The following is a 24837-nucleotide window of genomic DNA, read 5'->3' as shown; positions in this document are numbered from 1 at the left end:
GGGCGCGACGGGTGCCCCGCCCGCCGCCGGCCGCGGCAGCCTGGTGGCGCGCACGCCCAGCGGCAGCGATTCCAGCAGCGGGGCCCGGCCGATCCGGGCCGAGAGCCGGTCCGAGATCCGGGTGTTGCCGTTGCGGGCGTCGAAGCGCCCGGCGACCTCCACCGCGTCCGCGTGCAGGATCGCGTACAGCTCGTCGACCGTGCGCGGGGTGCTGTCGTACGCCGCCGCGGGCTGGGCCCCGTGGCCCAGCTCGGCGAGCCGGTGCAGCAGCACCAGGACGCCGCCGTGGAAGGACAGCCGGGCCTCCAGGTCCACGAGCGGACCCAGGTGCCCGGCGTGCTCGGTGAGGATCTCCAGCCCGCGCCCCTCGTTGCCGGTGAGCGCGCAGAACTCGATGTGGTGGCCGATCGACCGCAGCAGGCTCTCGTTGCCCCGCGCCATCCGGTAGCCGCGCAGGTGGTGGGCCCGGGCCTCGTCGAGGCGGCCCAGGCGGACCAGGGGCAGCAGGGACTTCGCGAGGACGCGGTGCGGCTCCTCGGCGCAGGAGAGGTCGCCCGCCAGCACCGGCTGCCAGGCCTCGACCGCCTTGTCGTCCTGCTGCCGGCGCTCCCAGAACCAGCCCTGCGCGCTGTGCTCGCAGGCGCGGCAGTCGCTCATGCTGTCGCGTTCGGCCGCGGTCCAGCGGGACATGGCCCGCTCGGCGGCCGCGTCGTCGCCGGCCGCCTCGGCGAGGAACAACTCGGCCTTGCGTACCGGGCCCTCGCCGTAGCCGGCGAGCCGGTAGCGCCGCTCCATGTCCGCCAGCCAGCCGCGCGCGGTGTCCAGGGGCAGCTCGGGGGAGCTGTCGATCGCCGAAGCCACCCACTTGAACTGCCAGAACAGCGAGTGCGCCTCCGATTCGGAGAAGGCTCCGGGGTCCCGGTCGTACTCCTGGAGCAGCCGGGCGAAGGGCACCAGCAGCCGGGTCCGCTCGGCGCTGTACTCGTAGGCGTCGATCTGGTGGTTCAGCGCTTCCCGGAACAGCCGTCGGTCCCCGGAGGCCTCGGCGGCCGCGGCCAGCGACTCGGCGTGGGCGTTGCGGGCGGCGCCGCCCGGCAGCCGCCGGTTCTCGTACAGGGCGCGCCGGATCTCCTCGGGGGTCATGGCCGTCACTTGGTGTCCTCCTGGGCGGTGGTGGAGTGGGTCGCCCATTCCAGGAGCCCGAGGAAGGCCCGGTTGAGCAGGGTGGAGTCGGCGGGACGCAGGGGCCGCTGGGACATCAGCAGCGCCTGGCCGTAGAGGGATTCGACGGCGGTGCCGGCCAGTGACGGGTCGGGGAGCGTGGCGATCCGCCGGACCAGCGGGTTGTTGTGGTTGAGGACCAGGCGGGCGCGCGGGCCCGAGCCGCGCAGCGAGCCGAGGATGCCGGCCCACAGCGAGTCGGCGTTCTCCTCGGCGACGGCCCGGTCCCGCTCCTGGCGGGCCTGGCGGTCGTCGAGGTAGAGGGCCGGGACGGATACGGGCTGGAAGGCGCGCAGCACCACGTCGCAGCTCTGTGCCTCCAGGCGGGTGCGGGCGGTGGACAGGAAGCCGGCCAGGGCTAGTTCGGCCGAGGTCGGGACCGGGTCGAGCCGGTCGGTGACGGCTCCGGCGTCCAGCTCGGTGACCTTCAGGCCCGGCCGGACGGTCGGCAGCAGGGCCAGGAGGTCGGCGTCGTAGGTGTAGCCGGCGTTGACCACGCCCAGCCCGTGGGCCGCGGCGATCGGGGCGATCTGGCGGAACTCCTCCACGGTGCGGGTGAAGTGGATCTCGGAGTGGGCGGCCGCGAACTCCTCCAGGCTCATCGAGCCGTCGCTGGTCTCGAACGGCAGCCACGGCAGCATCAGCCCGAGCAGCTCCGCATCGTGCCGGGCCAGCGACTTCACGCCGAGGTGGTGGACGTTCAGGAAGGCGGCCAGGCGGTCGGGTTCGCTTGCGGCGAGCTCGGTCAGCCAGGCGCGTACGCGGCTGCCGAGGGCCTCGCGGACGGCCGCCAGGGTCTCGTCGTCGTAGAGGTTCTCGCGGGAGGCGGTGGGCCGCAGCGCGTCGGTGTCCAGGACGGCACGGACGAAGAAGGCCCAGTCCGGCAGCAGGTTGTCGGCCTGGTCGGTGAGCAGCATGCCCTTGAGGTGGACCCGGTGCCCGGCGCGGTGGGCGGGGCTGGTCGGCTCGGGCAGGACGTACGCCACGCCGCGGATGCCGGCGAGCGGCAGGTCGAGGTCGATGCTGTCGAGCGGGGTGAAGCCGAAGAGCTGCGCACAGTGTCCGGCGAGTGCGACGCGGCGGGCGGCCGGGGTGGGGAAGGGGCGGTCCCACACGGCGGGCCGGTCCGTGACGGGGCGCGGCTCGCCGCCGCGGCGGTCGTCGAAGGTGATGTCGTAGGGCAGGAGGCTGCCGAAGTCCCGGGCGAGCTGCTCGACCCGGGTGGGGGCCAGCCATTCCTCGGCGCCGGGACGGGCCTGGAGGTGCACGGTCGTACCGGGCTCGGGGCGGGCGTCGGCGGGCAGCTCGCGCACCGTGTACGAGCCGTCGTCCGTGGCCAGCCACTCCACCGGCGGCGCCTGCGGGTCGCGGGCGGAGCGGGTGACGACGCGGATCTGGCGGGCGACGACGAAGCAGGCGAGCAGGCCGATGCCGAACTGGCCCAGGAACTCGCGGCGGGTGGTCTCCAGGCCGGTGGCGTCGAATTCGCCGCTGCCGTCGCCGCGCTTGGAGCTGCGGCCGATGGTGGCCAGGAGGGAGTGGGCCTCCTGTGCGGTCAGGCCGATGCCGCTGTCCTCGATGGTGACCTCGCCGTCGGCGGCGGTCAGGCGGATGCGGATCGCGGCGCCGGGTTCGTGTGCCTGCCGGGCGGTGACCGCGTCGACCGCGTTCTGCAGCAGCTCGCGGACGTAGACGCGCGGGCTGGAGTAGAGGTGGTGGGAGAGCAGGTCGACCAGGCCGCGCAGGTCGACCTGGAAGTTGTTGACCGTACCGGGCGGGGTCGGCGGGGCAGGTGGGGCCGGCGGGGCAGGTGGGGCCGGCGGCGCCGGGGGCGTCGGCGGCGTCGGGGGCTGGGACGGGCTTGTGGACGTCATGGAGCGTCACCTCGCGTGCTCGCGTGCATGGTTCGGCGATCGCGAGGTTCCCCTCTCATCGATGCCTGGACGAGGAGAAGGGTAGGGGGCGGGGCCGACAATCTCCTCCGGGTTACGGCAACCGCAGGTACGGCGGGGGCACGGCGTCCACCAGCCACACGCCGTTGGCGCTGACGTGGAAGACGTATCCGTCCGCGTGCATCGCCCCCGCGTCCACGCTGAGTACGACCGGCCGGCCGCGCCGGGCGCCGACCCGCGTGGCGGTCTCCCGGTCGGGTGAGAGGTGCACGTGATGGCGGCGCATGGGGCGCAGTCCTTCGGTGCGGATGGCGTGCAGGGCGGCGGCGACGGTGCCGTGGTAGAGGTACGCGGGCGGCTCGGCGGCCGGCAGCCCGAGGTCGACGGGGACGGTGTGGCCCTGGTTGGCGCGGATGCGCGTGCCGTCGACGGCGAAACGCTGCTTGTCGTTGGCGGCGACGACGTGGTCGAGCTCGGCGCGGGTGATCGGGAAGCGGTGGGCCGCCGCCGCGGCCAGCAGGTCGTCGATCTCCACCCAGCCGTGCGGGTCGAGCACCAGTCCGATGCGTTCCGGCTGATGTCGCAGGTGTTTCGAGACGTATTTGGACACCTTCACGGTGCGTCGTTCGTCCATGAGCCCAGGTTGCCCGGTCGTGGGCGTGCTCGGCAGCTGATTTCCGCCGCCGCCGAGCCCTCTGTTCTTCTTCCGTTATACGGAATATATTTTCCACAAAACTTCTACCCAGGGGGAATCCGTGCCGGACAAGATCTTTTCGTCCTCGCTGCCACGCCGTGCTGCCGCCGAGCTGATCGGGACCGCCGGCCTGCTCGTCGTGGTGATCGGCTCCGGGATCCGGGCCGCAGCCCTCAGCGCCGACACCGGTGTCGCCCTCGTCGCCAACTCGCTGGCGTCCGCGATCGGGCTCGGCCTGGTCATCACCTTGTTCGGGCCGCTGTCCGGGGCGCACCTCAACCCCGTGGTGACCCTCACCGCCTGGTGGGCCCGGCGCACGGGCGACCGCGGCGGACTCACCGGCCGGGAGGCCCTCGCGTACGTGGCCGCGCAGACCGTGGGGGCGGTCGTCGGGGCCGTACTGGCCGAGGCGATGTTCGGCCGGACCCCCGGCGGCTTCGCCACCCAGGTCCGCGGCGGGGGGCACCTGCTCGTGGGCGAGGTGGTCGCCACGGCCGGACTGGTCCTCGTCATCCAGGGGCTGGGGCGGATCGGCCGGCCCCGGCTGGTCCCGGCCGCCGTCGCCGCGTACATCGCCGCCGCCATCTGGTTCACCTCGTCCGGGTCCTTCGCGAACCCGGCCGGCACCGTCGGGCGTGCCTTCACCGACTCCTTCACCGGCATCGCGCCGCAGTCCCTGCCGGGCTTCGTCGCCGCCCAGATCCTCGGCGGGGTGCTGGGCCTGGTGCTCGCGGCCGTGCTCTACGGGCGGCGCCCGGCCATGGCCAGGATCGGTACCGTCCCGGCCAGCCGTGACTACGAGACGGTCAGTTGACGACGGTCAGTTGACGACCTGAACCGTCTGAACCGTCCACAGGTATCGATACTTGTCCACAGCCGATTCGCCGGGAATTGTCACCGAACAGGCGATCCGCCCTGTGGACCGGCGCCGGCACCGCCCCGTCGTGCCAGATCGTTCATCGTGCGGGCCTGGAGCTCGCGCTCCGTCGCCGCCCGGACGAAGGCCGCCACGTGCTCGGCGCCCACCAGCTCCTGCACCGCCCGCACCGTCTCCGCGGGCAGGGGAACCGGCGCGGGCCCCGTCTGCGCCGGGGCCCCGCCCGCCCCGAGGTGCTGCTGGAGGTGGCGGGTCGCGAACAGCTGCATCGCCCGCGCGAGCTCCGCGTCCACCGTCTGCTGGGCCAGCGGCCGCAGCCGCCGCACCAGCGTCGCCGCCTCCGCCGCGTCCGCGTCCGTCGGCGGTACGTGCTCCAGGTAGCGGGCGAAGACGTGCTCCGTGGTGAATTCCAGGAACCGCGAGGCGATGTGCTCGACCTGCCCGCGCAGCTCCCGCAGGTGCCCGGTGATCGCGGTCAGCGGCACGCCGGCGGCGTGCAGCTCCGCCGCCACCGCCAGCTCCTGCGGGGAGGGCACCAGGAACTCGTCCTCCCGGCCCGGTATCCGCTCCAGCACACCCAGCTCGCACGCCTCCGTCACGGCCCGGTCGTCCGGCGTGCCGCCGAACCGCTCGTTCAGCTCCTGCCGCGATATCCGGGCCGCCTCCTCGTCCGTCCACGGCCCGTGCACCTCCGCGACCAGGCCGAGGACGCCGCCCAGCCCGCGCCCGGCATCCCAGGCCTCCAGCAGCTCCTTGATGGAGGCCAGGGTGTAGCCGCGGTCGAGCAGGTCCGCGATCTGCCGCAGCCGTGCCAGGTGCGTCTCCCCGTACACGTTGGACCGGCCGCGGCGCTCCGGCCTCGGCAGCAGGCCCCGGTCCTGGTACGCCCGGATCGTGCGCACCGTGGCACCGCTGTGGTGCGCCAGATCCTCGATCCGGTACTCGGCCACCGCCTGATCGGACACTCCCACTCCCTACGACATGGCGGCTCGACCGGGCGAGCCATCCTGCGAGGGATGGTACGACCGCCTGGTGAAGGCGGGTACGGTCGTCACAGCCGCGGTTCCAGCCGGGCGAGGGCCCGCAGCACCCCGGGGGTGAAGCGGGACATCCAGCGGGCTCCCTTGGACTCCGGTGTCACCGGCACCACCGCCTCGTTCCTCACCACCGCCTCCAGGATCGCGTCGGCCACCTTCTCCGGCGGGAAGTTGCGCAGCCCGTACAGCCGGGAGGAGCGCTGCTGCCGGCGCTTCTCCTCCGCCTCGTCCACCCCGGCGAACCGGGCGGTCGCGGTGATGTTGGTGTTCACGATGCCGGGGCATATCGCGGACACCCCGATGGACTTCGGCGCCAGCTCCGCGCGCAGGCACTCCGACAGCATCAGCACCGCCGCCTTGGAGGTGCTGTACGCCGGCAGCGTCCTGGACGGGAGGTAGGCGGCCGCCGAGGCGGTGTTCACTATGTGCCCGCCCTGGCCGCGCTCGGCCATCTGCCGGCCGAAGACCCGGCAGCCGTGGATGACGCCCCACAGATTGACGTCCAGGACCTTCTTCCAGTCCTCCGTCGTGGTGTCGAGGAAGGACCCCGACAGCCCGATCCCGGCGTTGTTGACCAGGACGTCGACCACACCGTGCTCGGCGGCGACCCTCGCCGCGAGCTTCTCCATGGCCTGCTCGTCGCTGACGTCCACGCACTCGCCCCAGGCCGCGGGCGCGCCGAGCAGCCGGGCCATGTCGGCGGTGCGCGCCGCGCCCTCGGCGTCCCGGTCCACGGCCACCACCCGGGCGCCCGCCTCGGCGAACGCGAAGGCCGTGGCCCGGCCGATGCCGCTGGCCGCGCCGGTGACCAGGACCAGCTGGCCGCCGAACCGGTCGGCGTACTTCCCCGCCCCGGAGCGCTCCGGCGCCGGGCCGGGCTCCTCCTGCGCGGTGACGAACTCGCCGATCCAGGAGGCCAGCTGGTCGGGCCGGGTGCGCGGGATCCAGTGCTTGGCGGGCAGGGTGCGCCGCAGCAGCTGCGGGGCCCACAGCTCCAGTTCGTCGTAGAGCCGCTCGGACAGGAAGGCGTCGCCGGTCGGGGTGATCAGCTGCACCGGCACGTGCGCGTACGCGTCGGTGCGCGGCCGGCGCAGCCGGGAGCGCACATTGTCGCGGTAGAGCCAGGCGCCGTGCGCCGCGTCGGAGGGGAGCGAGGCGGTCGGGTACCCGCTGCCGGCGGGCACCTTCTCGACGCGCTCCAGCATCCGCGGCCACCGCTTGCCGAGCGGCCCGCGCCAGGCGAGCTCCGGAAGCACCGGGGTGTGCAGCATGTACACGTACCAGGACTTGACGCCCTGGCCGAGCAGCTGCGCTGCGCGGCGCGGGGTGGGCCGCGTCATCCGCTTCTTGATCCAGTGTCCGAAGTGGTCCAGGGACGGCCCCGACATCGAGGTGAAGGACGCGATCCGCCCCTCGGTCCGCTTGACCGTGGCGAACTCCCAGCCCTGGACCGATCCCCAGTCGTGGCCGACCAGGTGGACCGGCCGGTCCGGGCTGACGGCGTCCACGACGGCGAGGAAGTCGTCGGTCAGCTTCTCCAGGGTGAAGCCGCCGCGCAGCGGCACCGGCGCGCCGGAGCGGCCGTGGCCGCGCACGTCGTAGAGCACGACGTGGAAGTGCGCGGCCAGCCGCTCGGCGACCTCCGACCACACCTCCTTGCTGTCGGGGTAGCCGTGCACGAGCACCACCGTCGGCCGGCCCGCCTCACCGAGCTCGGCCACGCACAGCTCGATGCCGCCGGTGCGCACCCGGCGCTCGCGCGCTCCCGCAAGGGTCGTCCCGCTCATGCCGCCTTCTCCTCCGCCCAGCGCCGCACGTGCGGCAGATCGTCGTCCAGCCAGAACGCGCTCTCCTCGGGATCCCTGGAGTCGGTGACCACCAGGATCTCCTCGAACTTCGCGCCGGTGCCGCGGAAGCCCAGGTGCGGCTCGACCGCCCACAGACCCGGCCGCGGCGGGTGGTCGGAGAACTTGTACGGGCTCCACAGCGGCGACCAGCCCTCGCGGTGCCCGTGCAGCGCGTCCCCGACGAGCCCCTTGAGGGCCTGGGTGCCGAACCCGAACGCGGTCGGCGACCAGCGCCGCTCCTCGACCCGGTCCACCTTGTGCGCGATGACGCCGAACGGATAGGCCCGGTGCCGGTTGGCATAGCCCTGCCGGGTCATCAGCCGCTCGACGTCCTCGTAGATCTCCCGCAGCGGCCGCCGCTCGCGCACCTGTGCCAGGACCAGGTCGCGGTGCACGCGCAGATCGCTCATCAGGCGGTCCTGCACCGGATTCAGCCCGAGGCTGCCCGAGTACCCGATGTCGGCGGTGTACCCCTTGTATATGGGGGCGGCGTCGAGGATGAACGGCATCCCCGGCTCCAGCCTGCGGTTGGTCGGGAAGAACTGGAGCGGGATCTTGAAGTTCGTGAACGCCGTCCGGTCCCCGAACCAGGCGAACGGCAGGTGGAACCAGTCCCGCACGCCCTGATCACGCAGCCACTCCCGCTGCATGCGCGCCGCCTCGCGCTCCGTGATGCCCGGCTTCAGCTGGGCCGCAACGGCTTCCGCGCATGCGTACGCGAGCCTTTGCACTTCCCTGAACCCGCGCAGATCGTCCCGTGTCATGCCCAGCACCCGCCCCGGTAGCCGTACGTGCCCGTATGTTGACATCAATGAATGTGACAATGACTGGAGATCGCGTCAAGGGTCGTGCACACACCTGTGGACAACTGCCGCGTACGACCCCGCCCGTGTCAGCCTCCCGTACGGGCCCGTACGCCTGAAGGCTGAGACAAGATGTCGCTTCAGGTCTGACGCCGCGCGAGGATCCGCGCACTACCGTCGAAGCCGTGACTGTCATCGCGACCGAAAGCCTGAGCAAGCGGTACCCCCGAGTGACCGCCCTCGACCGGCTCTCCCTGGACATCGGGCCCGGCGTGACCGGCCTCGTGGGTGCCAACGGAGCCGGCAAGTCCACGCTGATCAAGATCCTGCTGGGACTGTCCCCCGCCACCGAGGGCCGTGCCGCCGTGCTCGGACTCGACGTCGCCACGCATGGCAGCGCCATCCGTGAGCGGGTCGGCTACATGCCCGAGCACGACTGCCTGCCACCCGACGTCTCGGCCACCGAGTTCGTCGTCCACATGGCGCGCATGTCGGGGCTGCCGGCCTCGGCGGCCCGCGAGCGGACGGCCGACACCCTGCGCCACGTCGGGCTCTACGAGGAGCGCTACCGCCCCATCGGCGGCTACTCCACCGGCATGAAGCAGCGGGTCAAGCTCGCCCAGGCCCTCGTCCACGACCCCCAGCTGGTGCTGCTGGACGAGCCGACCAACGGCCTCGACCCGGTCGGCCGCGACGAGATGCTCGGCCTGATCCGCCGCGTGTACACCGACTTCGGGATCTCGGTACTGGTCACCTCGCACCTGCTCGGCGAGCTGGAGCGGACCTGCGACCACGTGGTCGTGGTGGACGGCGGCAAGCTGCTGCGCTCCAGCTCCACCAGCGACTTCACCCAGACCACCACGACCCTCGCGGTCGAGGTCACCGACTCCGACCTCCATCCCGACGGCGCCGCGGCACTGAGCCGCGCGCTCGCGCGGGCCGGCGTCGGCCTCGCCGCGAGCGAGGAGCAGGGCCTGCCGGGCGCCGGCCACATTCTGCTCGTCGAGGCCACCGGGGAGGCGACGTACGACATCGTTCGGGACACCGTCGCCGAGCTGGGCCTGGGCCTGGTCCGCATGGAACAGCGCCGTCACCACATCGCGGAGGTCTTCCGCGACCACGACCAGCAGCAGCTCGCAGCGAAGGGAGCCGGTGGCGATGGCGCCTGAGTCCTCCACCCAGATCCACAACATCGGCTACCGGTCCTACGACGGCACCCGCCTCGGCCGGGCCTACGCCCGCAAGTCGCTGTACTCACAGTCCCTGCGCGGTGCCTACGGACTGGGCCGCTCCGCCAAGTCCAAGGTCCTGCCGATGATCCTGTTCGCGGTGATGTGCGTCCCCGCGCTGATCATCGTGGCGGTCGCCATCGCGGTCCCCGGCTCCACCGACCTGCCGATCAAGTACACGACGTACGCGCTGACCACCCAGGTGGTCATCGGCCTGTACCTCGCCTCCCAGGCGCCCCAGTCGGTCTCCCGGGACCTGCGCTTCAAGACCGTGCCCCTGTACTTCTCGCGGCCCATCGAGCGCGTGGACTACGTGGTCGCCAAGTACGCGGCGATGGCGTCGGCGCTGTTCATCCTCACGGCGACACCGCTGCTGATCATGTACATCGGCTCGCTGCTGGCCAAGTTCGACGTCGGTGACCAGACCAAGGGATTCGGGCAGGGAATCGTGTCGGTGCTGCTGCTCTCGCTCCTCTTCGCGGGCCTCGGCCTGGTGATGGCCGCGCTCACTCCGCGCCGCGGCTTCGGCGTCGCCGCCGTGATCGCCCTGCTGCTGATCCCGTACGGCGCGGTGTCCACCGTGCAGGCCGTCGCCTACGGCACCGGCAACACCGGCGCCATCGAGTGGCTGGGCCTGTTCTCCCCGATCACGCTGATCGACGGCGTGCAGACCGCGTTCCTCGGCGCCACCACCGCCTTCCCCGGCGGTGACGGCCCCTCCACGGGTGTCGGTGCCGTCTATCTGCTGGTCGTCCTCGCCCTCATCGCAGGCTCCTACGCCGCGCTGATGGCCCGCTACCGGAAGGCCGGGCTGTGACAGTCATCGACATCGACCACACGTCCCGCTGGTTCGGGAACGTCGTTGCCGTCAACGACGTGACCATGCGCATCGGGCCCGGAGTGACCGGACTGCTGGGCCCCAACGGCGCCGGCAAGTCCACCCTGATCAACATGATGGGCGGCTTCCTCGCACCGTCGACCGGCACCGTGACCCTCGACGGCGCGCCGATCTGGCGCAACGAGTCCGTCTACCGGCAGATCGGCGTGGTGCCCGAGCGGGAGGCCATGTACGACTTCCTGACCGGCCGCGAGTTCGTCGTCGCCAACGCCGAGCTGCACGGACTCGACGACGCGGCCGCCCAGCGGGCCCTGGCCACCGTGGAGATGGAGTACGCCCAGGACCGCAAGATCGCGACGTACTCCAAGGGCATGCGCCAGCGCGTGAAGATGGCCTCGGCCCTCGTCCACGACCCCTCCGTGCTGCTGCTCGACGAGCCGTTCAACGGCATGGACCCGCGCCAGCGCATGCAGCTGATGGACCTGCTGCGGCGCATGGGGGCCGAGGGCCGCACCGTGCTGTTCTCCTCCCACATCCTGGAGGAGGTCGAGCAGCTCGCCTCCCACATCGAGGTGATCGTCGCCGGCCGGCACGCCGCCTCGGGTGACTTCCGCAAGATCCGCCGCCTGATGACGGACCGGCCGCACCGGTACCTGATCCGGTCCTCCGACGACCGGGCGCTGGCCGCGGCCCTCATCGCCGACCCCTCCACGGCCGGCATCGAGGTCGACCGCAAGGAGGGCGCCCTGCTCATCCAGGCCGTCGACTTCGGCCGCTTCACCGAGCTGCTGCCCAACGTCGCCCGCGCGCACGGCATCCGGCTGCTGACCGTCTCCCCCTCCGACGAGTCCCTCGAGTCGGTCTTCTCCTACCTCGTCTCGGCCTGAAAGGAGCTGGCACCCATGTACAACCCCACCGTCGCCCGGCTCACCTACCGGGCCCTGCTCGGCCGGCGCCGCGCGCTGATCCTCTTCGCGCTGCCCGCCCTGCTGATCGCCATCTCCCTCGCCGTCCGCGGCCTCACCGGCGTGGACGACAAGGTCGCCGCCGACCTGCTCGGCGGGTTCGCCCTGGCCACGATGGTCCCCCTGATCGGCGTGATCGCCGGCACGGGCGCGATCGGGCCGGAGATCGACGACGGCTCGATCGTCTACCTGCTCGCCAAGCCGGTGAAGCGGCCCACGATCATCATGACCAAGCTGATCGTCGCCATCGCCGTCACCATGGCGTTCTCCGCGATCCCCACGTTCCTCGCCGGCTTCATCCTCAACGGCAACGGGCAGAACATCGCCGTCGCCTACACGGTGGCCGCCCTCGTCGCCTCCATCGCCTACAGCGCCCTGTTCCTGCTGCTGGGCACCGTCAGCCGGCACGCCGTCGTCTTCGGCCTGGTCTACGCCCTGATCTGGGAGTCGCTCTTCGGCAGCCTGGTCGACGGCGCCAAGACCCTCAGTGTCCAGCAGTGGGCCCTGACCCTGGCCGAGAAGATCGCCGGAGAGGGATACGTCGACTCCGCCGTCGCCCTGTCCACCGCGTCGGTCCTGCTCGTCGCCGTCACCGTCGGAGCCACCGCGTACGCCGGACAGCGGCTGCGCCGGCTGACCCTGGCGGGCGAGGAGTAGGTCCCCCGCCGCCGTGCACCACCTGTGCCCCGCCCGGCCCACCAGCCGGGCGGGGCACAGGCACACGGGCCATGATCGGACCATGCCGGCGCAGCACACCGAGCCCGAGCCGTCCAGGCCCCTGCGGTCCTGGATACGCTCCACGCCCGGGACGCACATATGGCTGCTGATCATCGCGGTCACCAGCCTCGTCGTGGTCATCGCACCCGATCGTGTCGAGCAGGTCCTGCTCCACCGCAACAGCAGCAACCTCCACGAGCTGAACCGATACCCCCTCCGGGCCCTGCTCGGCAGCGCCTTCTGGATCGAGAACCCGGCCTCACTGCCCCTGTACGCCGTGCTCTTCGAGGTCTTCCACGCCACCGTCGAGCGCTGGCTGGGCACCCTGCGCTGGCTCCTCATCGTCGCGACCGCCCACATCACGGCCACCCTGATCAGCCAGAAGGTGGTCCTGGAGGCCATCGAGGACCACCGCGCCCCGCGCAGCATGGTCCACGTGGTCGACATCGGCGTCAGCTACGGTCTCGCCGCCTCCGTCGGCGTCCTCACCTACCGGCTCCGGGGCCCTTGGCGCTGGATCTACCTGGCGGGCGCTGTCGCCTTCTTCGGTGTCCCGCTGCTCACCGGCGGTACCTTCACCGACCTCGGCCATGCCATCTCGCTGGCCGTCGGCCTGCTCGCCTGGCCGCTGACCCGGCACCTCGCTCCCCGTGACCGTTTCACTGGATGGCACCCCCCAGCGGTAGCTGGGGGAGAAACATGATGCGGTTTCACGTGAAACATCAGCAGCCGTCCTCCGCCTTCGCCACTCCGTGCTCCCACGCCCACGCGGCGATCCCCACCCGGTTGCGCACCCCGAGCTTTGCCTGGACATTCGCGATGTGCGTCTTGGCCGTGCCGGCGCTGATGAACAGCTCCGCCCCGATCTCCGCATTGGTGAGCCCCCGCGCGACCAGCCGTACGATCTCCACCTCCCGCTCGGTCAGCGGGTGATCCACAGGAACGGGCTTCGGTGCCCGGCCGGTCAGCCGGCTCAGCAGCCGCACCGTGACCTGCGGGCTGATCAAGGTCTCCCCCTGCATCGCCGCGCGGACCCCCTCGACGAGCAGCGTCGGACCCGACCGCTTGAGCAGGAACCCGCAGGCGCCGTTGACCAGCGCCGTCTGGACGTACTCGTCCAGGTCGAAGGTCGTCACCACCACGACCCGGGTCTGCCCCGCCAGCAGCCGGGTCAGCTCCAGTCCGTCCAGTCGCGGCATCCTGATGTCCGCAAGCACCACGTCCGGTCGCAGCTCGCGGGCCAGCGCCAGCGCGCTCTCCCCGTCGGCCGCCTCCCCCACCACGGTCATGTCCGGCTGGGAATCCAGGATCAGCCGGAATCCGCTGCGGATGTCGTCCTGGTCGTCGGCGATCAGAATGCGCGTGGTCACCTGGCCATGATCATGTCCGTGAGGGGTTCGCGTCCGGGAAAACGGCCGATACCTGCCAGCCGCCCGCCTCGCCGGGACCGGCGTTCAGCACCCCGCCGACCGCCTCCACCCGCCCCCGCAGCCCGGCCAGGCCCGTCCCACCGGACAGCCGACGGACCAGCGGCCCGCGGCGCGACCCCCGCGGCGGGGCGTCGTTGACCACGCTCAGCTCCGTACCGTCCGGCACCCCGCGCACCACGACCCGCACCCGCGTCGCCCCGTGCGCGTGCCGCCGTACGTTGGTCAGCGCTTCCACCGCCACCCGGTACGCCGTGGTGTCCGCCTCCCGCGACAGGGCGGCCGCCGCCTCGGCGTCGACATCCAGCAGCCCGCCCTCGAACCGCCCGACCAGCTCCTCCAGCGCTTCGAGGCCCGGCGTCGGCGCCGTCGGGCCGCCGCCCGCCATCCGTAGCGTGTGCACCGTGCGGTCCATCGAGGCCAGGGCGCTCTGACCGGCGGTCTCGATCCGCTCCAACAGCGGCAGGACCTGCTCCGGATCGCGGCTCGCCACGCACCGGGCCGCCTGTGCCAGCACCACGATTGCGGTCACGTCGTGGGCCACGAAGTCGTGCAGGTCCCGGGCCAGTTCCAGCTGCTGCTGCCTGCGTGCCTCCCGCACGACCCGGCGGGCGAGCGCCGCCTGACGCCGCAGATACAGCCCGGCCCCGGCTGCCCCGGCCGCGAACAGCACCCAGAACAGCGCTGCGCCCGCCAGCTCCAGCCAGGACCATGGGCCCCCACTGAGCAGCTGCGCCACCGGCCACCAAGCCGCCGCCGCGACGCCCAGACAGCCGGCGACGCACGCCGCCCGTGGCGGCGACCACCGGGCCACGAGCGCGATGAGCGGCAGCAGCGCGATCATCCCGGGCAGTGTCCACCGACCGGGCACGTTCAGGGCCGAGCAGACCAGGGACAGCACGGCGCCCGAGGCCAGCACCGGGGCGTACACCTCACGGGGTTTCAGGCTCACCCGGCCGACCCTACGAGCCCCCCCCACCGGGACGGCCATCTGCCGATCGGCAGAGGCGCGCCGCTCCCGGCCGCCGCGGGCCTGCCGATCGGCCGATGGTTCCGGACGGGCCCGCGCACCAGGCTGAAGGCGTCAACCCCACTGTGAGAACAAGGACTTCGAGATGGCTCTGCTCGACACCGCCCCCGCCGCAGGCGTCTCCCGGGGCATGCGCCTGACCGCGAAGGCCGCGGCCCTGACCGTCCTTCCCAGCTGTGTATGGCGACTGGTGATAGCCGTCGGCATCCCGGTCGGCTGGGGGGCGGAAACCGACCTGCACCACTCGAACTTCCCCGGCTGGTTCTCCTTCCACCTGCTCGGGCTCAGCGCCTTCCAGGAATGCCTGGGGCTGCTCACCCTCGGCCTCGTCCAGCGCTGGGGAGAGGCCGTACCGCACTGGGTCCCCCGGATCGGCGGCGGCCGGATCCCGCCGCTCGTCGCCGTCGTCCCCGCGACCCTCGGCGCCCTGGCCGTCACCTGGATCACCGTCGACGGCGCCCTCAGCTGGCACGACATCATGGCCGCCAACCCCGGTGGCCCCACCGACGGCTTCGGCTACTGGTACTTCACCCTCTCCTACGCCCCGCTGCTGCTGTGGGGCCCGCTCCTGGCGATCGTGACCACCGGCTATTGGCGCCGCCGCCGGATTCACGGCTGATGCGCCGAAATTCGCTGGTACGGGGTCGGCCGCGGAGGCACAGTGGATCTCGCGGGGAGCAACACAAAGGTCCGGGGCAGCCGCTTCGAGCGCGCCTCACGGCGCGGGCTGCCCCGGACCTTCCACGTCCTGTGCTACGCGGCGCCGAGCAGGCGCTCCAGCACCACCGCGATGCCGTCCTCCTCGTTGGAGGTCGTCACCTCGTCGGCCACTGCCTTGAGCTCGGCATGGGCGTTGGCCATGGCCACCCCGTGCGCCGCCCACCCGAACATCGGGATGTCGTTGGGCATGTCCCCGAACGCGATCGTGTCCGCGGCCTTCACCTTGAGCCGGCGGGCGGCCAGTGACAGCCCGGTCGCCTTGCTCAGCCCGAGCGGCAGGATCTCGACCACGCCCGGACCGGCCATCACGATGTCGACCAGGCTGCCCACGGTCTCCCGCGCCACCTTGGCCAGGGCGTCGTCGTCCAGCTCCGGATGCTGGATGTACATCTTGTTCAGCGGAGCCGTCCACACCTCGGCGGTGTCCTCCAGGTGGACGGCCGGCAGGCCTTCCTGCACCCGGTAGCCCGGGCCGAACAGCACCGCGCCGTCCAACCCGTCCCGGCTCGCCGCCAGCGCCAGCGGGCCCACCTCGGCCTCGATCTTGGCCAGTGCCAGGCCGGCCAGCTGCCGGTCCAGCGTCACCGAGGTGAGCAGCTTGCGGGCGCCCGCGTCGTAGACCTGGGCCCCCTGCCCGCAGACCGCTATCCCCCGGTAACCGAGGTCGTCCAGGATGTGCCGGGTCCACGGCACCGAGCGGCCGGTGACGACGATGTGCGCCGCGCCCGCCGCAGTGGCCGCGGCGAGCGCCTCGCGCGTCCGCTCGGAGACGGTGCCGTCGCTCCGCAGCAGGGTGCCGTCGAGGTCCGTCGCGACGAGCTTGTACGGGAAGGGGACCGCGGTCACTTGGTGATCGGCTCCAGCACCTCGCGGCCGCCCAGGTACGGACGGAGCACCGCGGGGACGTGGACCGAGCCGTCCGCCTGCTGGTGGTTCTCCAGCAGCGCCACGATGGTGCGCGGAACGGCGCACAGGGTGCCGTTCAGCGTCGACAGCGGCTGGATCTTCTTGCCCTCGCGGACCCGGACGGACAGGCGGCGGGCCTGGAAGCCGTCACAGTTCGAGGCGGAGGTCAGCTCGCGGTACTTGCCCTGGGTCGGGATCCACGCCTCGCAGTCGAACTTGCGCGAGGCGGAGGCGCCCAGGTCGCCGGTGGCGACGTCGATCACCTGGAACGGCAGCTCCAGGGAGTTCAGCCACTGCTTCTCCCAGGCCAGCAGGCGCTGGTGCTCGGCCTCGGCGTCCTCCGGCGCGACGTAGGAGAACATCTCGACCTTGTCGAACTGGTGGACGCGGAAGATGCCGCGGGTGTCCTTGCCGTAGGTGCCGGCCTCACGGCGGAAGCACGGGGAGAAGCCGGCGTACCGCAGCGGCAGCTTGTCGGCCTCGATGATCTCGTCCATGTGGTACGCGGCGAGCGGGACCTCGGAGGTGCCGACCAGGTAGAAGTCGTCCTTCTCCAGGTGGTACACGTTCTCCGCGGCCTGGCCGAGGAAGCCGGTGCCCTCCATGGCGCGCGGGCGGACCAGCGCCGGCGTCAGCATGGGGATGAAGCCGGCCTCGGTGGCCTGCGCGATGGCCGCGTTGACGAGTGCGAGCTCGAGCAGCGCGCCGACACCCGTCAGGTAGTAGAAGCGCGAACCCGAGACCTTGGCGCCGCGCTCGACGTCGATGGCGCCCAGCGCCTCGCCCAGCTCCAGGTGGTCCTTGGGCTCGAAGCCCTCGGCGGCGAAGTCGCGGATCGTGCCGTGCGTCTCCAGGACGGCGAAGTCCTCCTCGCCGCCGACGGGGACGTCCGGGTGCACGATGTTGCCCAGCTGGAGCAGCAGCTGGCGGGCCGACTCGTCGGCCTCGTTCTGCGCGGCCTCGGCGGCCTTGACGTCCGCCTTGAGCTGCTCGGCCTTCCTCAGCAGCTCGGCGCGCTCCTCCGGACCGGCCTTCGGGATGAGCTTGCCCAGGCTCTTCTGCTCGTTGCGGAGCTCGTCGAAGCGCGCGCCGGACGACCTGCGGCGCTCATCGGCGGAGAGCAGCGCGTCGACGAGGCCGACGTCCTCTCCACGGGCGCGCTGCGAGGCGCGGACACGGTCAGGGTCTTCACGGAGCAGCCGAAGGTCAATCACTCCTCCAGGCTACCGGTCGGGGCTTCCACGGATCACACCGATATCACGCTGCGTGTCGCTATGTCCTAATTGCCAAGAATTCGAAGCTGTTCGCACGTGGCCGGAAGCGGACCTTCTCCGCTGCCGATAAAGGCGGTCGTTTCTCTGAAAACGGGTACATGCGGGGCGGGTCGGGCCATCCTGACCAGTGCCTTGTCCACAGGAATAGAGGGCCTGGACCCCCTTATCCACAGGCTGTGGCTTGTCTCTGTGGACACGAAAGGCGATCATTCCTGAGCGGTGGGGGACCGGACCGATTCATGGTTCAAACCCCCTCCACACACTCATTCGGGTGGGAAAGCCTCGCCCCAAAGAGTTGATCGTTGGTGCAGGGGTGACGCCGTTCACCTGCCGCTCGCTCATGCGAAACCTGGAGCCTCAGCCGATTTGTCGACCTTGTCGGGCTGAAGTGTCGACTAGTCCACAGGTCTCCACGCGATCCTGTGGATAACTCTGTGGACAGTGGACGGCAGTCCTCAGGCCCGCCCGTCCAGGCACCGTGTCAGCCAGTCCGAGGCGACGGTGAAGTCACTGTCCGAAGTCCCGGCCCGCACAGGCCGGACATCACCCGGAGCGACACCTGCGCGCGGATAGGACCCCAGGAAGCGGACCTGCGGGCAGATGCGCTTCAGACCCATCAGCGCCTCCCCGACCCGGCGGTCGGAGATGTGGCCCTCGGCGTCCACGGCGAAGCAGTAGTTCCCGATGCCCGCACCGGTCGGCCGGGACTGGATGAGCATCAGGTTGACCCCGCGGACGGCGAACTCCTGGAGCAGTTCCAGCAGCGCGCCCGGGTGGTCGTCGCCGAGCCAGATCATCACGGAGGTCTTGTCGGCGCCAGTCGGCGCGGCCGGCCGGGCCGGGCGGCCGACCAGCACGAAGCGCGTCTCGGCGTTCTCCGCGTCGTGGATGTCGCTGACCAGCGGCTCCAGCCCGTACGTGGCGGCGGCGAACTCGCCCGCGAAGGCCGCGTCGAAGCGCCCCTCCTGGACCAGGCGGGCGCCGTCGGCGTTGGACGCCGCGGACTCCCACACCGCGTCGGGCAGATGCGTCCGCAGCCAGTTGCGCACCTGGGGCTGGGCGACGGGGTGCCCGGTGACCGTCTTGATGTCCGACAGCGCGGTCCCGGGCCGCACCAGCAGGGCGAACGCGATCGGCAGCAGCACCTCGCGGTAGATCATCAGCGGCCCGCCCGAGGCCAGCTCGTCGATGGTCGCGGTGACCCCGCCCTCCACCGAGTTCTCGATCGGCACCAGCGCGGCGGCCGCCTCGCCGTTGCGCACGGCGTCCAGTGCGGCCGGGACCGACACCATCGGGACGAGCTCCCGGGTCGCGGCTTCCGGCAGAGTGCGCAGGGCGGCTTCGGTGAAGGTGCCCTCGGGACCGAGATAGGTGAATCGAGTGGCCGACATGCGGTCAGCCTAATGCCGCGAACCCCGGCTTCGTGGCGTTGTTCATCCTTCGAGCAAGCGTGCTCCGACGTACTCGCCGGGCTGCGGGCCACCCGGTACGGCGTACAGGCCGCTGGCCTCGTGCCGGATGAACTCCGACAGCGCGTCCCCGCGGTCGAGCTTGCGCTGGACGGGCACGAACCCGCGCAGCGGATCGGCCTGCCAGCAGATGAACAGCAGCCCGGCGTCCGGGGCGCCGTCCGGGCCGATCCCGTCGTGGTACGAGAAGGGCCGCCGGAGCATGGCGGCCCCGCCGTTCTGTGCGGGGGCGGAGATCCGCGCGTGCGCGTTGGACGGGATCACCACCTTGCCGTCGGAACCGACCCTGTCCAGGTCGAGCGGGGTGGTCTCGGTGCCGCCGGTCAGGGGCGCGCCGTCGGCCTTGCGGCGGCCGATCACCTGCTCCTGCTTGTCGAGGGGCTGCTTGTCCCAGTCGTCCAGGAGCATCCGGATGCGCCGGACGACGGCGTAGGAGCCGCCGGCCATCCAGGCGTGCTCGGCGGGTCCGGGGCCGGCGTCGGGCACGAAGATCCGCTTGGCGAAGTCGGGGTCCGTCTGCTTGGGGTTGCCGGTCCCGTCGACCTGGCCCATCAGGTTGCGGGCCGTCATCGGCTTCGCGGTGGCCCCGGGGGAGCGGTTGAAGCCGTTCATCTGCCAGCGCACCCGAGCAGCGTCCCCCGCGTCCTTCTGCAGGGCGCGCAGCGCGTGGAAGGCGACCAGCCCGTCGTCGGCGCCGATCTGCACCCACAGGTCGCCGTTGCTGCGCCGTGGGTCGATCTGGTCCGCGGAGAACTCGGGCAGGGGGTCGAGGGCGGCCGGCCGGCGGGCGGTGAGGCCGGTGCGGTCGAAGAAGGAGTGCCCGAAGCCGAAGGTGACGGTCAGGGCGCAGGGGCCGGCGTCCAGGGCGATGCCGGAGTCGGCGGTGGGCGCCGTCTCGCCGGCCATGAGCCGCCGGGCGGTGTCCGACCAGCGGCGCATCAGCGCGGCCGCCTCCCGACGGCCGGCCCCGGGGGCGAGGTCGAAGGCGAGGACGTGCCCCTTGGCCTGGAGCGCCGTGGTGATGCCGGCCTGGTGGTCGCCGTGGAAGGCCACCTGGGCGGCGCCGAGGGAGGCCGGGGCGCCGGACGCCCCGCTCCCGCCGGCGGTGGGGTCGTCGCCGACGGCGGATTGCACGAGGACGCCGCCCGTGGCGCCGAGGGCGAGGCCGGCGGCGCCTGCGGCACCGACCGTGCCCAGCAGGCGGCGGCGGGAGATCTCGATGTCGGGGTTGCTCTCGGTCACGCTGGTCAGCCGATCTTCACGTTCTTCTGGACGGTTGTCTGGTCGATGTCCGACGTGCGGACGGTGACGTCGATGCGCCACTCCCCGGGGAGGGGAAGCTGGACGCCGCTCGCCGTCCAGTGTCCGGGTGCGGCCCGGTCCGGGACGACGGGAAGGGGGCCGATGTCCTTCGCGGGCAGGGTGAAGGCGACCTTCACCTCAGGGGCGTCGAGCGGGGTGCCGTCGGGGGTGTCCACCCACACGTGCAGGGTGTTGGCGCCGACGCGGCCGGGGTCGAGTTCGAGACGGACGGCGCCCTTCCCGTTCTGACCGCCCGTGTCGAAGGGAAGGGTGATCTTGACGGCGCGGTCCGGTACGGCGGTGCTGCCCGCGCTGCTGCGGCCCGCCTCCTGCTCGGCCGCCCGGCCGGGCTCCGTACTGGTCAGAGCCGTGGTGACGGCCAGCAGGACGACGGCGACCGCTGTCTCGGCGAGGACCGAGCGACGCAGGCCGGCGCGGCCGGGATCGGCCTCACGCCGCTTGCGAGCCAGGGCGTTGGTGCGTGCCGCCTGCTGGCGGGCGAGCTGGGCGGCGCGCCGGGGATCGGCCGGCACGGTGACGGGCTCTTCGGCCGCGGCGTCCTGCTCGGTCTCCTCCACCGTTTCACGTGAAACATCGCCAGTGGCAGGGGAGTCGGCGAGGCGCGCGGTCCAGCGGCGGGACAGGGACGCGACGGCGACCAGGACCAGGACGAGGCCGACCTTGAGCAGGAGCAGGCGGCCGTACTCGGTGCCCGTGAGCGCGGACCAGCTGCCGACCTGGCGCCAGGACTGGTACAGCCCGGTGACGGTCAGGACGAGGACGGCGGTGAAGGCGACCCGGGAGAACCGCCGGACGGCGGCGCGCTCGATGCCGGGCACGGTGCGCAGGGCCACGAGAAGGGTGGTGAGGCCGCCGAGCCACGCGGCGACGGCCAGCAGGTGGAGGATGTCGGCGGGCATGGCGATGCCCGGCTGGATGCCGGTGGAGGCGTGCTCGGACAGCGCCCAGGTGGCCGCGATGCCGCCGGCGACGACCGTCCCCCCGACGGCGAGGCCGAAGGTCAGGTCGGCGGTGTCCCCGGCCACGGCGGCGGCCTCCCCCGCCTTCGCCGCGGCCTGCTCCCCCGCAGCGTCCTCCGTCTTCGCCGCGGCCTCCTCTGTGTTCCCGCCGCGGCTCTTGTGACGGCGGGCGTATGCGCCGAAGAGGACGGCGAGGAAGAGGGCACTGGCTCCGAGCAGGAGCAGCCGGGACACCAGGGAGGCGCCGGTCTTGGTCTCCAGTACGGCCTTGAGTCCGGCGAGGTCGAAGGCGTCGGCGAACTCCCCTGAACCCGTGTAGGGGTTGCGCAGCACCAGCATGGCGAGGGTGGCGGCGGTGAGGGTGGCCCAGGCCCGCAGGACGAGCTTCTGCACGGGGCGTTCGGCGGCGCCTCGGTGCCAGCACAGCAGGATGAAGGCGCAGCCGCCGACGAGCACGGAGAAGCCCGCGTAGGCGGCGTAGCGCGCGATCCCGTAGGCGGTGCCGACCGGACCGCCGCCGGCCTCCCGGTCCGGGAGGGTGACGCTGGTGGCGGAGGGGGCGCCGATGGAGAAGGTGAAGGCGCCGGAGATGGGGTGGCTGTCGGCGGAGACGGCCTGCCAGGCGACGGTGTAGGTGCCGTTCGGCAGTCCCGAGTGCAGGGCGGTGCCGTAGCGGACGGTGGATCCGCTGCACATGTCGCGCAGTTCACCGGTGTCCACGCGCCGGCCCTGCGGGTCCATGACGCGGATGGAGTCGTCGCCCATGGCGACCTGCTCGGAGAAGGAGAGGGAGACCTGGGCGGGTGCCGTGGCGACCACCGCCCCTTCCTTGGGGTCGCTCGCGGTCAGCGCGGCGTGCGCCGTGGCCGGTGCGGCCGCGGCGAACAGGGTGGCCAGCAGGGCTGCGAGGACCAGCACGAGGCGCGGCAGCAGGGCTGCCGGGGTCGTGCGGGCCGTGGAGGAGGCGGGGGCGGTGGCCGTCATGGCGTGTCAGTCCCTCGGTCCGTCAGTGGGAATCGTTCTGCGGGTTGTGGGTCCGTTCCTTCACGTCGAGCTCGACCTTGACGGGGTCGGCCTTCTCGAAGCGCAGCTCGACGGTGACCTTCTCGCCGACCTTCGGCTGGCTCTTGAGGCCCATGAACATCACGTGGTTGCCGCCGCGCTCCAGCTTCAGCTCCCCGTTGGCGGGCACGTCCATGGACGGGACCTGCTGCATCTTCTGGTTCTTGGTCTCGTGGATCTGGACGTCGTCGGAGAGCGTGCTGGTGACGCCGACGAGTTTGTCGGCGCTCGCCGAGTCGTTCTTGATGACCATGAAGCCGCCGGCCATCTTGTCGTTGACCGGCTGGGGCATGAAGCCGCCGCTGACGGTGATCTTCGGCTTGGCCGAGTCGGTGCCCGCCGAGCCCGCCGAGCCTGCCGAGCCCGCCGGGCCCGCCGAGCCAGAGGAGTCGGAGGAGTCCGACGAGCAGCCTGTTATGGCGAGCGCGGCCGTCAGGGAGAGGGCGGCGGCGAGGATGCGGGTGGTGCGGCGGTTCACGGGTTCTCCCCCTTGACGATCTTCGGCAGGTCCTTGGTGTAGTCATCGACGCTGGTGTTCTCGCCGTAGAGGACGTAGCCCTCGTCGGTCTTGGGCGAGAAGGCGATGACCTGGGCGCCGTGCATGGAGACGACGCTGCCGTCGGCCTCCTTCTTGGCGGCCTCGATACCGATGCCGAGGCTGCGGGCGCCGGCCTGGATGGTGGCGAAGTCCCCGGTGAGCCCGACGAAGTCCGGGTCCTGGGCCTTGAGCCACTTGCCGAGGGAGTCGGGAGTGTCCCGTTCGGGGTCGGTGGTGACGAAGACGACCTGGAGGTTGTCCTGGTCGGCCTTGGGCAGCGCCTTCTTGGCGACCGCGATGTTGCTCATGGTCAGCGGGCACACGTCGGGGCAGTTGGTGTAGCCGAAGTAGATGAGCGTCGGCCGGCCCTTGGTCTGCTCGCGCAGGTTCCACGGCTTGCCGGTGGTGTCCGTGAGCGTGAGCTCCGGCTTGTCGAAGGGGCGGTCGAGGACGGTGGCGGCCTTGGTCTTCTTCGGCGCGTTCACCTCCGCGACCGAGTTGCTCGTGGCGGGCTCGCCGCCGCAGGCGGTGAGCGTGAGCGCGGCCGCCGCCGCGAGGGCGGCGACCGTCACACGTGTGGTGCGCATGGAGAGATGTCCCTGGGATCGGGTGGGTACGGGTGAGGTGGTTACGGGTGGTCTGTGGCGCTGCGCTCCGGTCCGCGGGACTCCGCAGCCGTCCGCGCGCGTCGGGTCAGGAGGTGCGGCGGCGCGAGGCGACGCCGAAGGCGACCCCGCCCAGTCCGACGACGATCCCGGCGATGCCGAGGGCCCGCGCCGTGGTGTCCGAGCCGTGCCCGGCGGCCTCGTCGTGGTGGCCCTTGCCGTCGGCGTCCTTGTCGGCGTTCTTCGCCCCGTCGTTCTTCGTGCCGTCGTTCTTCGTACCGCCGCCGTGGTGGCCGTCGCCCTTGGCGGCGGTCAGCTTCAGCACGGGGGCGGGGTTCTGCGGCTCGGCGGCGCCCTCCTTGGGCTCCTCGATCCAGCGGACGACCTCGTCGTTGTCGTACGTCTGGATCGCCTTGAAGACCATGGTGTCGGCGTCCTCGGGCAGCTTGCCCACGGAGAGCGGGAACTGCTGGAACTTGCCGGGCTCGATCTTGCCGCCGCTCCAGGTCACCTTGGTGACGGCCTCGTTGATCTGCTTGCCGTGCACGGTCAGCGGCTTGTCGAGCTTGCCCTTCTCGACGCTCACCGTCCAGCCGGGAACGTCCTGCGGCATCACGGAGGTGAGGGGCTTGTCGGTGGGGAAGCTGACCTCCAGCTTCACGGTCGAGGCGTTGTCGCGCTCGTTGGGGACCTTGAAGTTGATCGTCGCGTAGCCGCCCTTGGTGGCCTCGCCGGGCTGCACGCTGACGTGCGCGAAGGCGGTGCCGGACAGGGCCAGGACGGTGCCGGCGGCCAGGGCGGCGGCGATGGAGACGCGAGAGGTCTTCATGACAGAAACACTCCACGGAGGATGTGGTGACGGTCGGCTCCGCACGCGGGCGCGCGCGGAGTTCGCGGCACCGGTGCTCCCGTGTCGTCGTCCCGGGGAGGGGAGGGTGCCGCGTCAGGCTGCGAGGGCGAACGCCGTGGGCGGTCCGCGCCTGATCACCGTGTGCTGGAGTGCCGTACGGCCGGTCGACGCGGCACGGTCACCGTGGTCCCGCCGGGGCCGAGGGGCCCGGGCGGGGGCGCCGGGAAGCCCGGCGGTGAGGGCGCGTACGAGGGCCAGCGCGGTCCGCAGGGCGCCGACCGAGGCGGCCTCGGCGGAGCGCCGGGAGAGCTCCAGCAGCCGGAAGAGCGCCGCGTCGCCGCGGCCGAGGAGCCAGCCCCCGGCGAGCGCGGCCAGCAGGTGCCCGAGCAGCATCGGCAGGCTGAACAGGCCGGTGGCCGGCTGCGTCACGCCCTCCACGGCCTGCGCGGCGTGCGCGTGGGCGCCGTGCGCGGCCCGCTCGGCGAGCGCAGTCGGGTCCAGGCCTGCGGCTTCGAGGATCCGCCGGGCGTCCGCCGCGCTGAGCGGTACGGAGT

Annotated in this window: 22 protein-coding genes and 2 pseudogenes; 7 read left to right on the top strand and 17 right to left on the bottom strand. The window is 72.0% G+C overall.

Annotated elements, in window-relative coordinates; translation table 11 throughout:
• The 3 genes and pseudogenes from GPJ59_RS14595 to GPJ59_RS14585 form a co-directional block, all read right to left on the bottom strand.
• Window positions 1–1152: pseudogene (locus GPJ59_RS14595) on the bottom strand (tetratricopeptide repeat protein); the annotation flags it as partial.
• The gene (locus GPJ59_RS14590) at window positions 1149–3095 is read right to left on the bottom strand and encodes an HSP90 family protein (protein WP_219667542.1); all 1947 of its coding nucleotides are present in this window, start codon (window positions 3093–3095) and stop codon (window positions 1149–1151) included. The gene GPJ59_RS14590 and the pseudogene GPJ59_RS14595, both read right to left, overlap by 4 nt.
• A 112-nt stretch (window positions 3096–3207) precedes the next feature.
• Window positions 3208–3747 carry an RNA 2'-phosphotransferase gene (locus GPJ59_RS14585; protein ID WP_219667541.1) on the bottom strand — a complete coding sequence of 180 codons (540 nt, stop codon included), beginning with the start codon at window positions 3745–3747 and terminating at the stop codon, window positions 3208–3210.
• Window positions 3748–3868: 121 nt separating this feature from the next.
• On the opposite strand from GPJ59_RS14585, the gene GPJ59_RS14580 reads away from it, so the two are divergent.
• Window positions 3869–4621 carry an aquaporin gene (locus GPJ59_RS14580; protein ID WP_308120299.1) on the top strand — a complete coding sequence of 251 codons (753 nt, stop codon included), beginning with the start codon at window positions 3869–3871 and terminating at the stop codon, window positions 4619–4621.
• A gap of 80 nt (window positions 4622–4701) precedes the next feature.
• On the opposite strand, the gene GPJ59_RS14575 is transcribed toward GPJ59_RS14580, so the two are convergent.
• From GPJ59_RS14575 to GPJ59_RS14565, 3 genes are all read right to left on the bottom strand, one after another.
• Window positions 4702–5649, bottom strand: a complete 948-nt coding sequence (locus GPJ59_RS14575) for a MerR family transcriptional regulator (RefSeq protein WP_219667540.1) — start codon at window positions 5647–5649, stop codon at window positions 4702–4704.
• Window positions 5650–5735: 86 nt separating this feature from the next.
• On the bottom strand, window positions 5736–7508 hold the full coding sequence (locus GPJ59_RS14570; protein ID WP_219667539.1) for an SDR family oxidoreductase: 1773 nt from the start codon (window positions 7506–7508) through the stop codon (window positions 5736–5738).
• A complete protein-coding gene (locus tag GPJ59_RS14565; protein WP_219667538.1) occupies window positions 7505–8332 on the bottom strand; it encodes a M24 family metallopeptidase in 828 nt (275 codons plus the stop codon). Before GPJ59_RS14565 ends, GPJ59_RS14570 begins: the two co-directional genes overlap by 4 nt.
• Window positions 8333–8556: 224 nt before the next feature.
• On the opposite strand from GPJ59_RS14565, the gene GPJ59_RS14560 reads away from it, so the two are divergent.
• The 5 genes from GPJ59_RS14560 (at window position 8557) to GPJ59_RS14540 (ending at window position 12823) form a co-directional block, all read left to right on the top strand.
• Window positions 8557–9540, top strand: coding sequence for an ABC transporter ATP-binding protein (locus GPJ59_RS14560; RefSeq protein WP_219667537.1), 984 nt, complete (start codon window positions 8557–8559; stop codon window positions 9538–9540).
• Window positions 9530–10417: an ABC transporter permease subunit gene (locus GPJ59_RS14555; RefSeq protein ID WP_219667536.1), complete on the top strand. Its 888-nt coding sequence runs from the start codon at window positions 9530–9532 to the stop codon at window positions 10415–10417. Before GPJ59_RS14560 ends, GPJ59_RS14555 begins: the two co-directional genes overlap by 11 nt.
• A complete protein-coding gene (locus tag GPJ59_RS14550; protein WP_219667535.1) occupies window positions 10414–11325 on the top strand; it encodes an ABC transporter ATP-binding protein in 912 nt (303 codons plus the stop codon). The genes GPJ59_RS14555 and GPJ59_RS14550 overlap by 4 nt, the downstream gene beginning before the upstream one ends.
• A gap of 15 nt (window positions 11326–11340) precedes the next feature.
• A complete protein-coding gene (locus GPJ59_RS14545; protein ID WP_219667534.1) occupies window positions 11341–12060 on the top strand; it encodes an ABC transporter permease in 720 nt (239 codons plus the stop codon).
• 82 nt (window positions 12061–12142) lie between these two features.
• Window positions 12143–12823: a rhomboid-like protein gene (locus GPJ59_RS14540; RefSeq protein WP_258024382.1), complete on the top strand. Its 681-nt coding sequence runs from the start codon at window positions 12143–12145 to the stop codon at window positions 12821–12823.
• 19 nt (window positions 12824–12842) lie between these two features.
• On the opposite strand, the gene GPJ59_RS14535 is transcribed toward GPJ59_RS14540, so the two are convergent.
• Entirely contained in the window at window positions 12843–13490 is a 648-nt protein-coding gene (locus GPJ59_RS14535; RefSeq protein WP_219667533.1) for a response regulator, read from the bottom strand.
• A 10-nt stretch (window positions 13491–13500) separates the two neighbouring features.
• The gene (locus GPJ59_RS14530; RefSeq protein WP_219667532.1) at window positions 13501–14499 is read right to left on the bottom strand and encodes a sensor histidine kinase; all 999 of its coding nucleotides are present in this window, start codon (window positions 14497–14499) and stop codon (window positions 13501–13503) included.
• Window positions 14500–14662: 163 nt separating this feature from the next.
• Between GPJ59_RS14530 and GPJ59_RS14525 the strand changes: the two genes are divergently transcribed.
• Window positions 14663–15196: a hypothetical protein gene (locus tag GPJ59_RS14525; RefSeq protein WP_258024381.1), complete on the top strand. Its 534-nt coding sequence runs from the start codon at window positions 14663–14665 to the stop codon at window positions 15194–15196.
• A gap of 134 nt (window positions 15197–15330) precedes the next feature.
• Here GPJ59_RS14525 and GPJ59_RS14520 read toward each other — a convergent pair whose 3' ends face one another.
• The 9 genes and pseudogenes from GPJ59_RS14520 to GPJ59_RS14480 all read right to left on the bottom strand — a co-directional run.
• A complete protein-coding gene (locus GPJ59_RS14520; RefSeq protein WP_219667531.1) occupies window positions 15331–16143 on the bottom strand; it encodes an HAD family hydrolase in 813 nt (270 codons plus the stop codon).
• A complete protein-coding gene (serS, locus tag GPJ59_RS14515) occupies window positions 16140–17417 on the bottom strand; it encodes a serine--tRNA ligase (RefSeq protein ID WP_219667530.1) in 1278 nt (425 codons plus the stop codon). The genes GPJ59_RS14520 and serS overlap by 4 nt, the downstream gene beginning before the upstream one ends.
• Window positions 17418–17932: 515 nt before the next feature.
• Window positions 17933–18868, bottom strand: coding sequence for a prephenate dehydratase (gene pheA / locus GPJ59_RS14510; RefSeq protein ID WP_219667529.1), 936 nt, complete (start codon window positions 18866–18868; stop codon window positions 17933–17935).
• Window positions 18869–18910: 42 nt separating this feature from the next.
• Window positions 18911–20197, bottom strand: coding sequence for an iron uptake transporter deferrochelatase/peroxidase subunit (efeB, locus tag GPJ59_RS14505; RefSeq protein WP_258024384.1), 1287 nt, complete (start codon window positions 20195–20197; stop codon window positions 18911–18913).
• Entirely contained in the window at window positions 20194–22212 is a 2019-nt protein-coding gene (locus GPJ59_RS14500; protein ID WP_219667527.1) for a copper resistance CopC/CopD family protein, read from the bottom strand. Before GPJ59_RS14500 ends, efeB begins: the two co-directional genes overlap by 4 nt.
• A 22-nt stretch (window positions 22213–22234) precedes the next feature.
• Window positions 22235–22768, bottom strand: a complete 534-nt coding sequence (locus tag GPJ59_RS14495) for a copper chaperone PCu(A)C (RefSeq protein ID WP_219667526.1) — start codon at window positions 22766–22768, stop codon at window positions 22235–22237.
• Entirely contained in the window at window positions 22765–23415 is a 651-nt protein-coding gene (locus GPJ59_RS14490) for an SCO family protein (protein ID WP_219667525.1), read from the bottom strand. Before GPJ59_RS14490 ends, GPJ59_RS14495 begins: the two co-directional genes overlap by 4 nt.
• Window positions 23416–23521: 106 nt before the next feature.
• On the bottom strand, window positions 23522–24262 hold the full coding sequence (locus tag GPJ59_RS14485) for a YcnI family copper-binding membrane protein (RefSeq protein ID WP_219667524.1): 741 nt from the start codon (window positions 24260–24262) through the stop codon (window positions 23522–23524).
• Between the two features lie 114 nt (window positions 24263–24376).
• Window positions 24377–24837 (bottom strand): annotated as a pseudogene (locus GPJ59_RS14480) (hypothetical protein); the annotation flags it as partial.

Origin of the sequence: Streptomyces bambusae (assembly GCF_019400985.1) — a bacterium.
Taxonomy (GTDB): Bacteria; Actinomycetota; Actinomycetes; order Streptomycetales; family Streptomycetaceae; genus Streptomyces; species Streptomyces bambusae_A.
The sequence above is the reverse complement of the archived record's forward strand: the minus strand, read 5'-3'. Positions and strand labels throughout refer to the sequence as shown.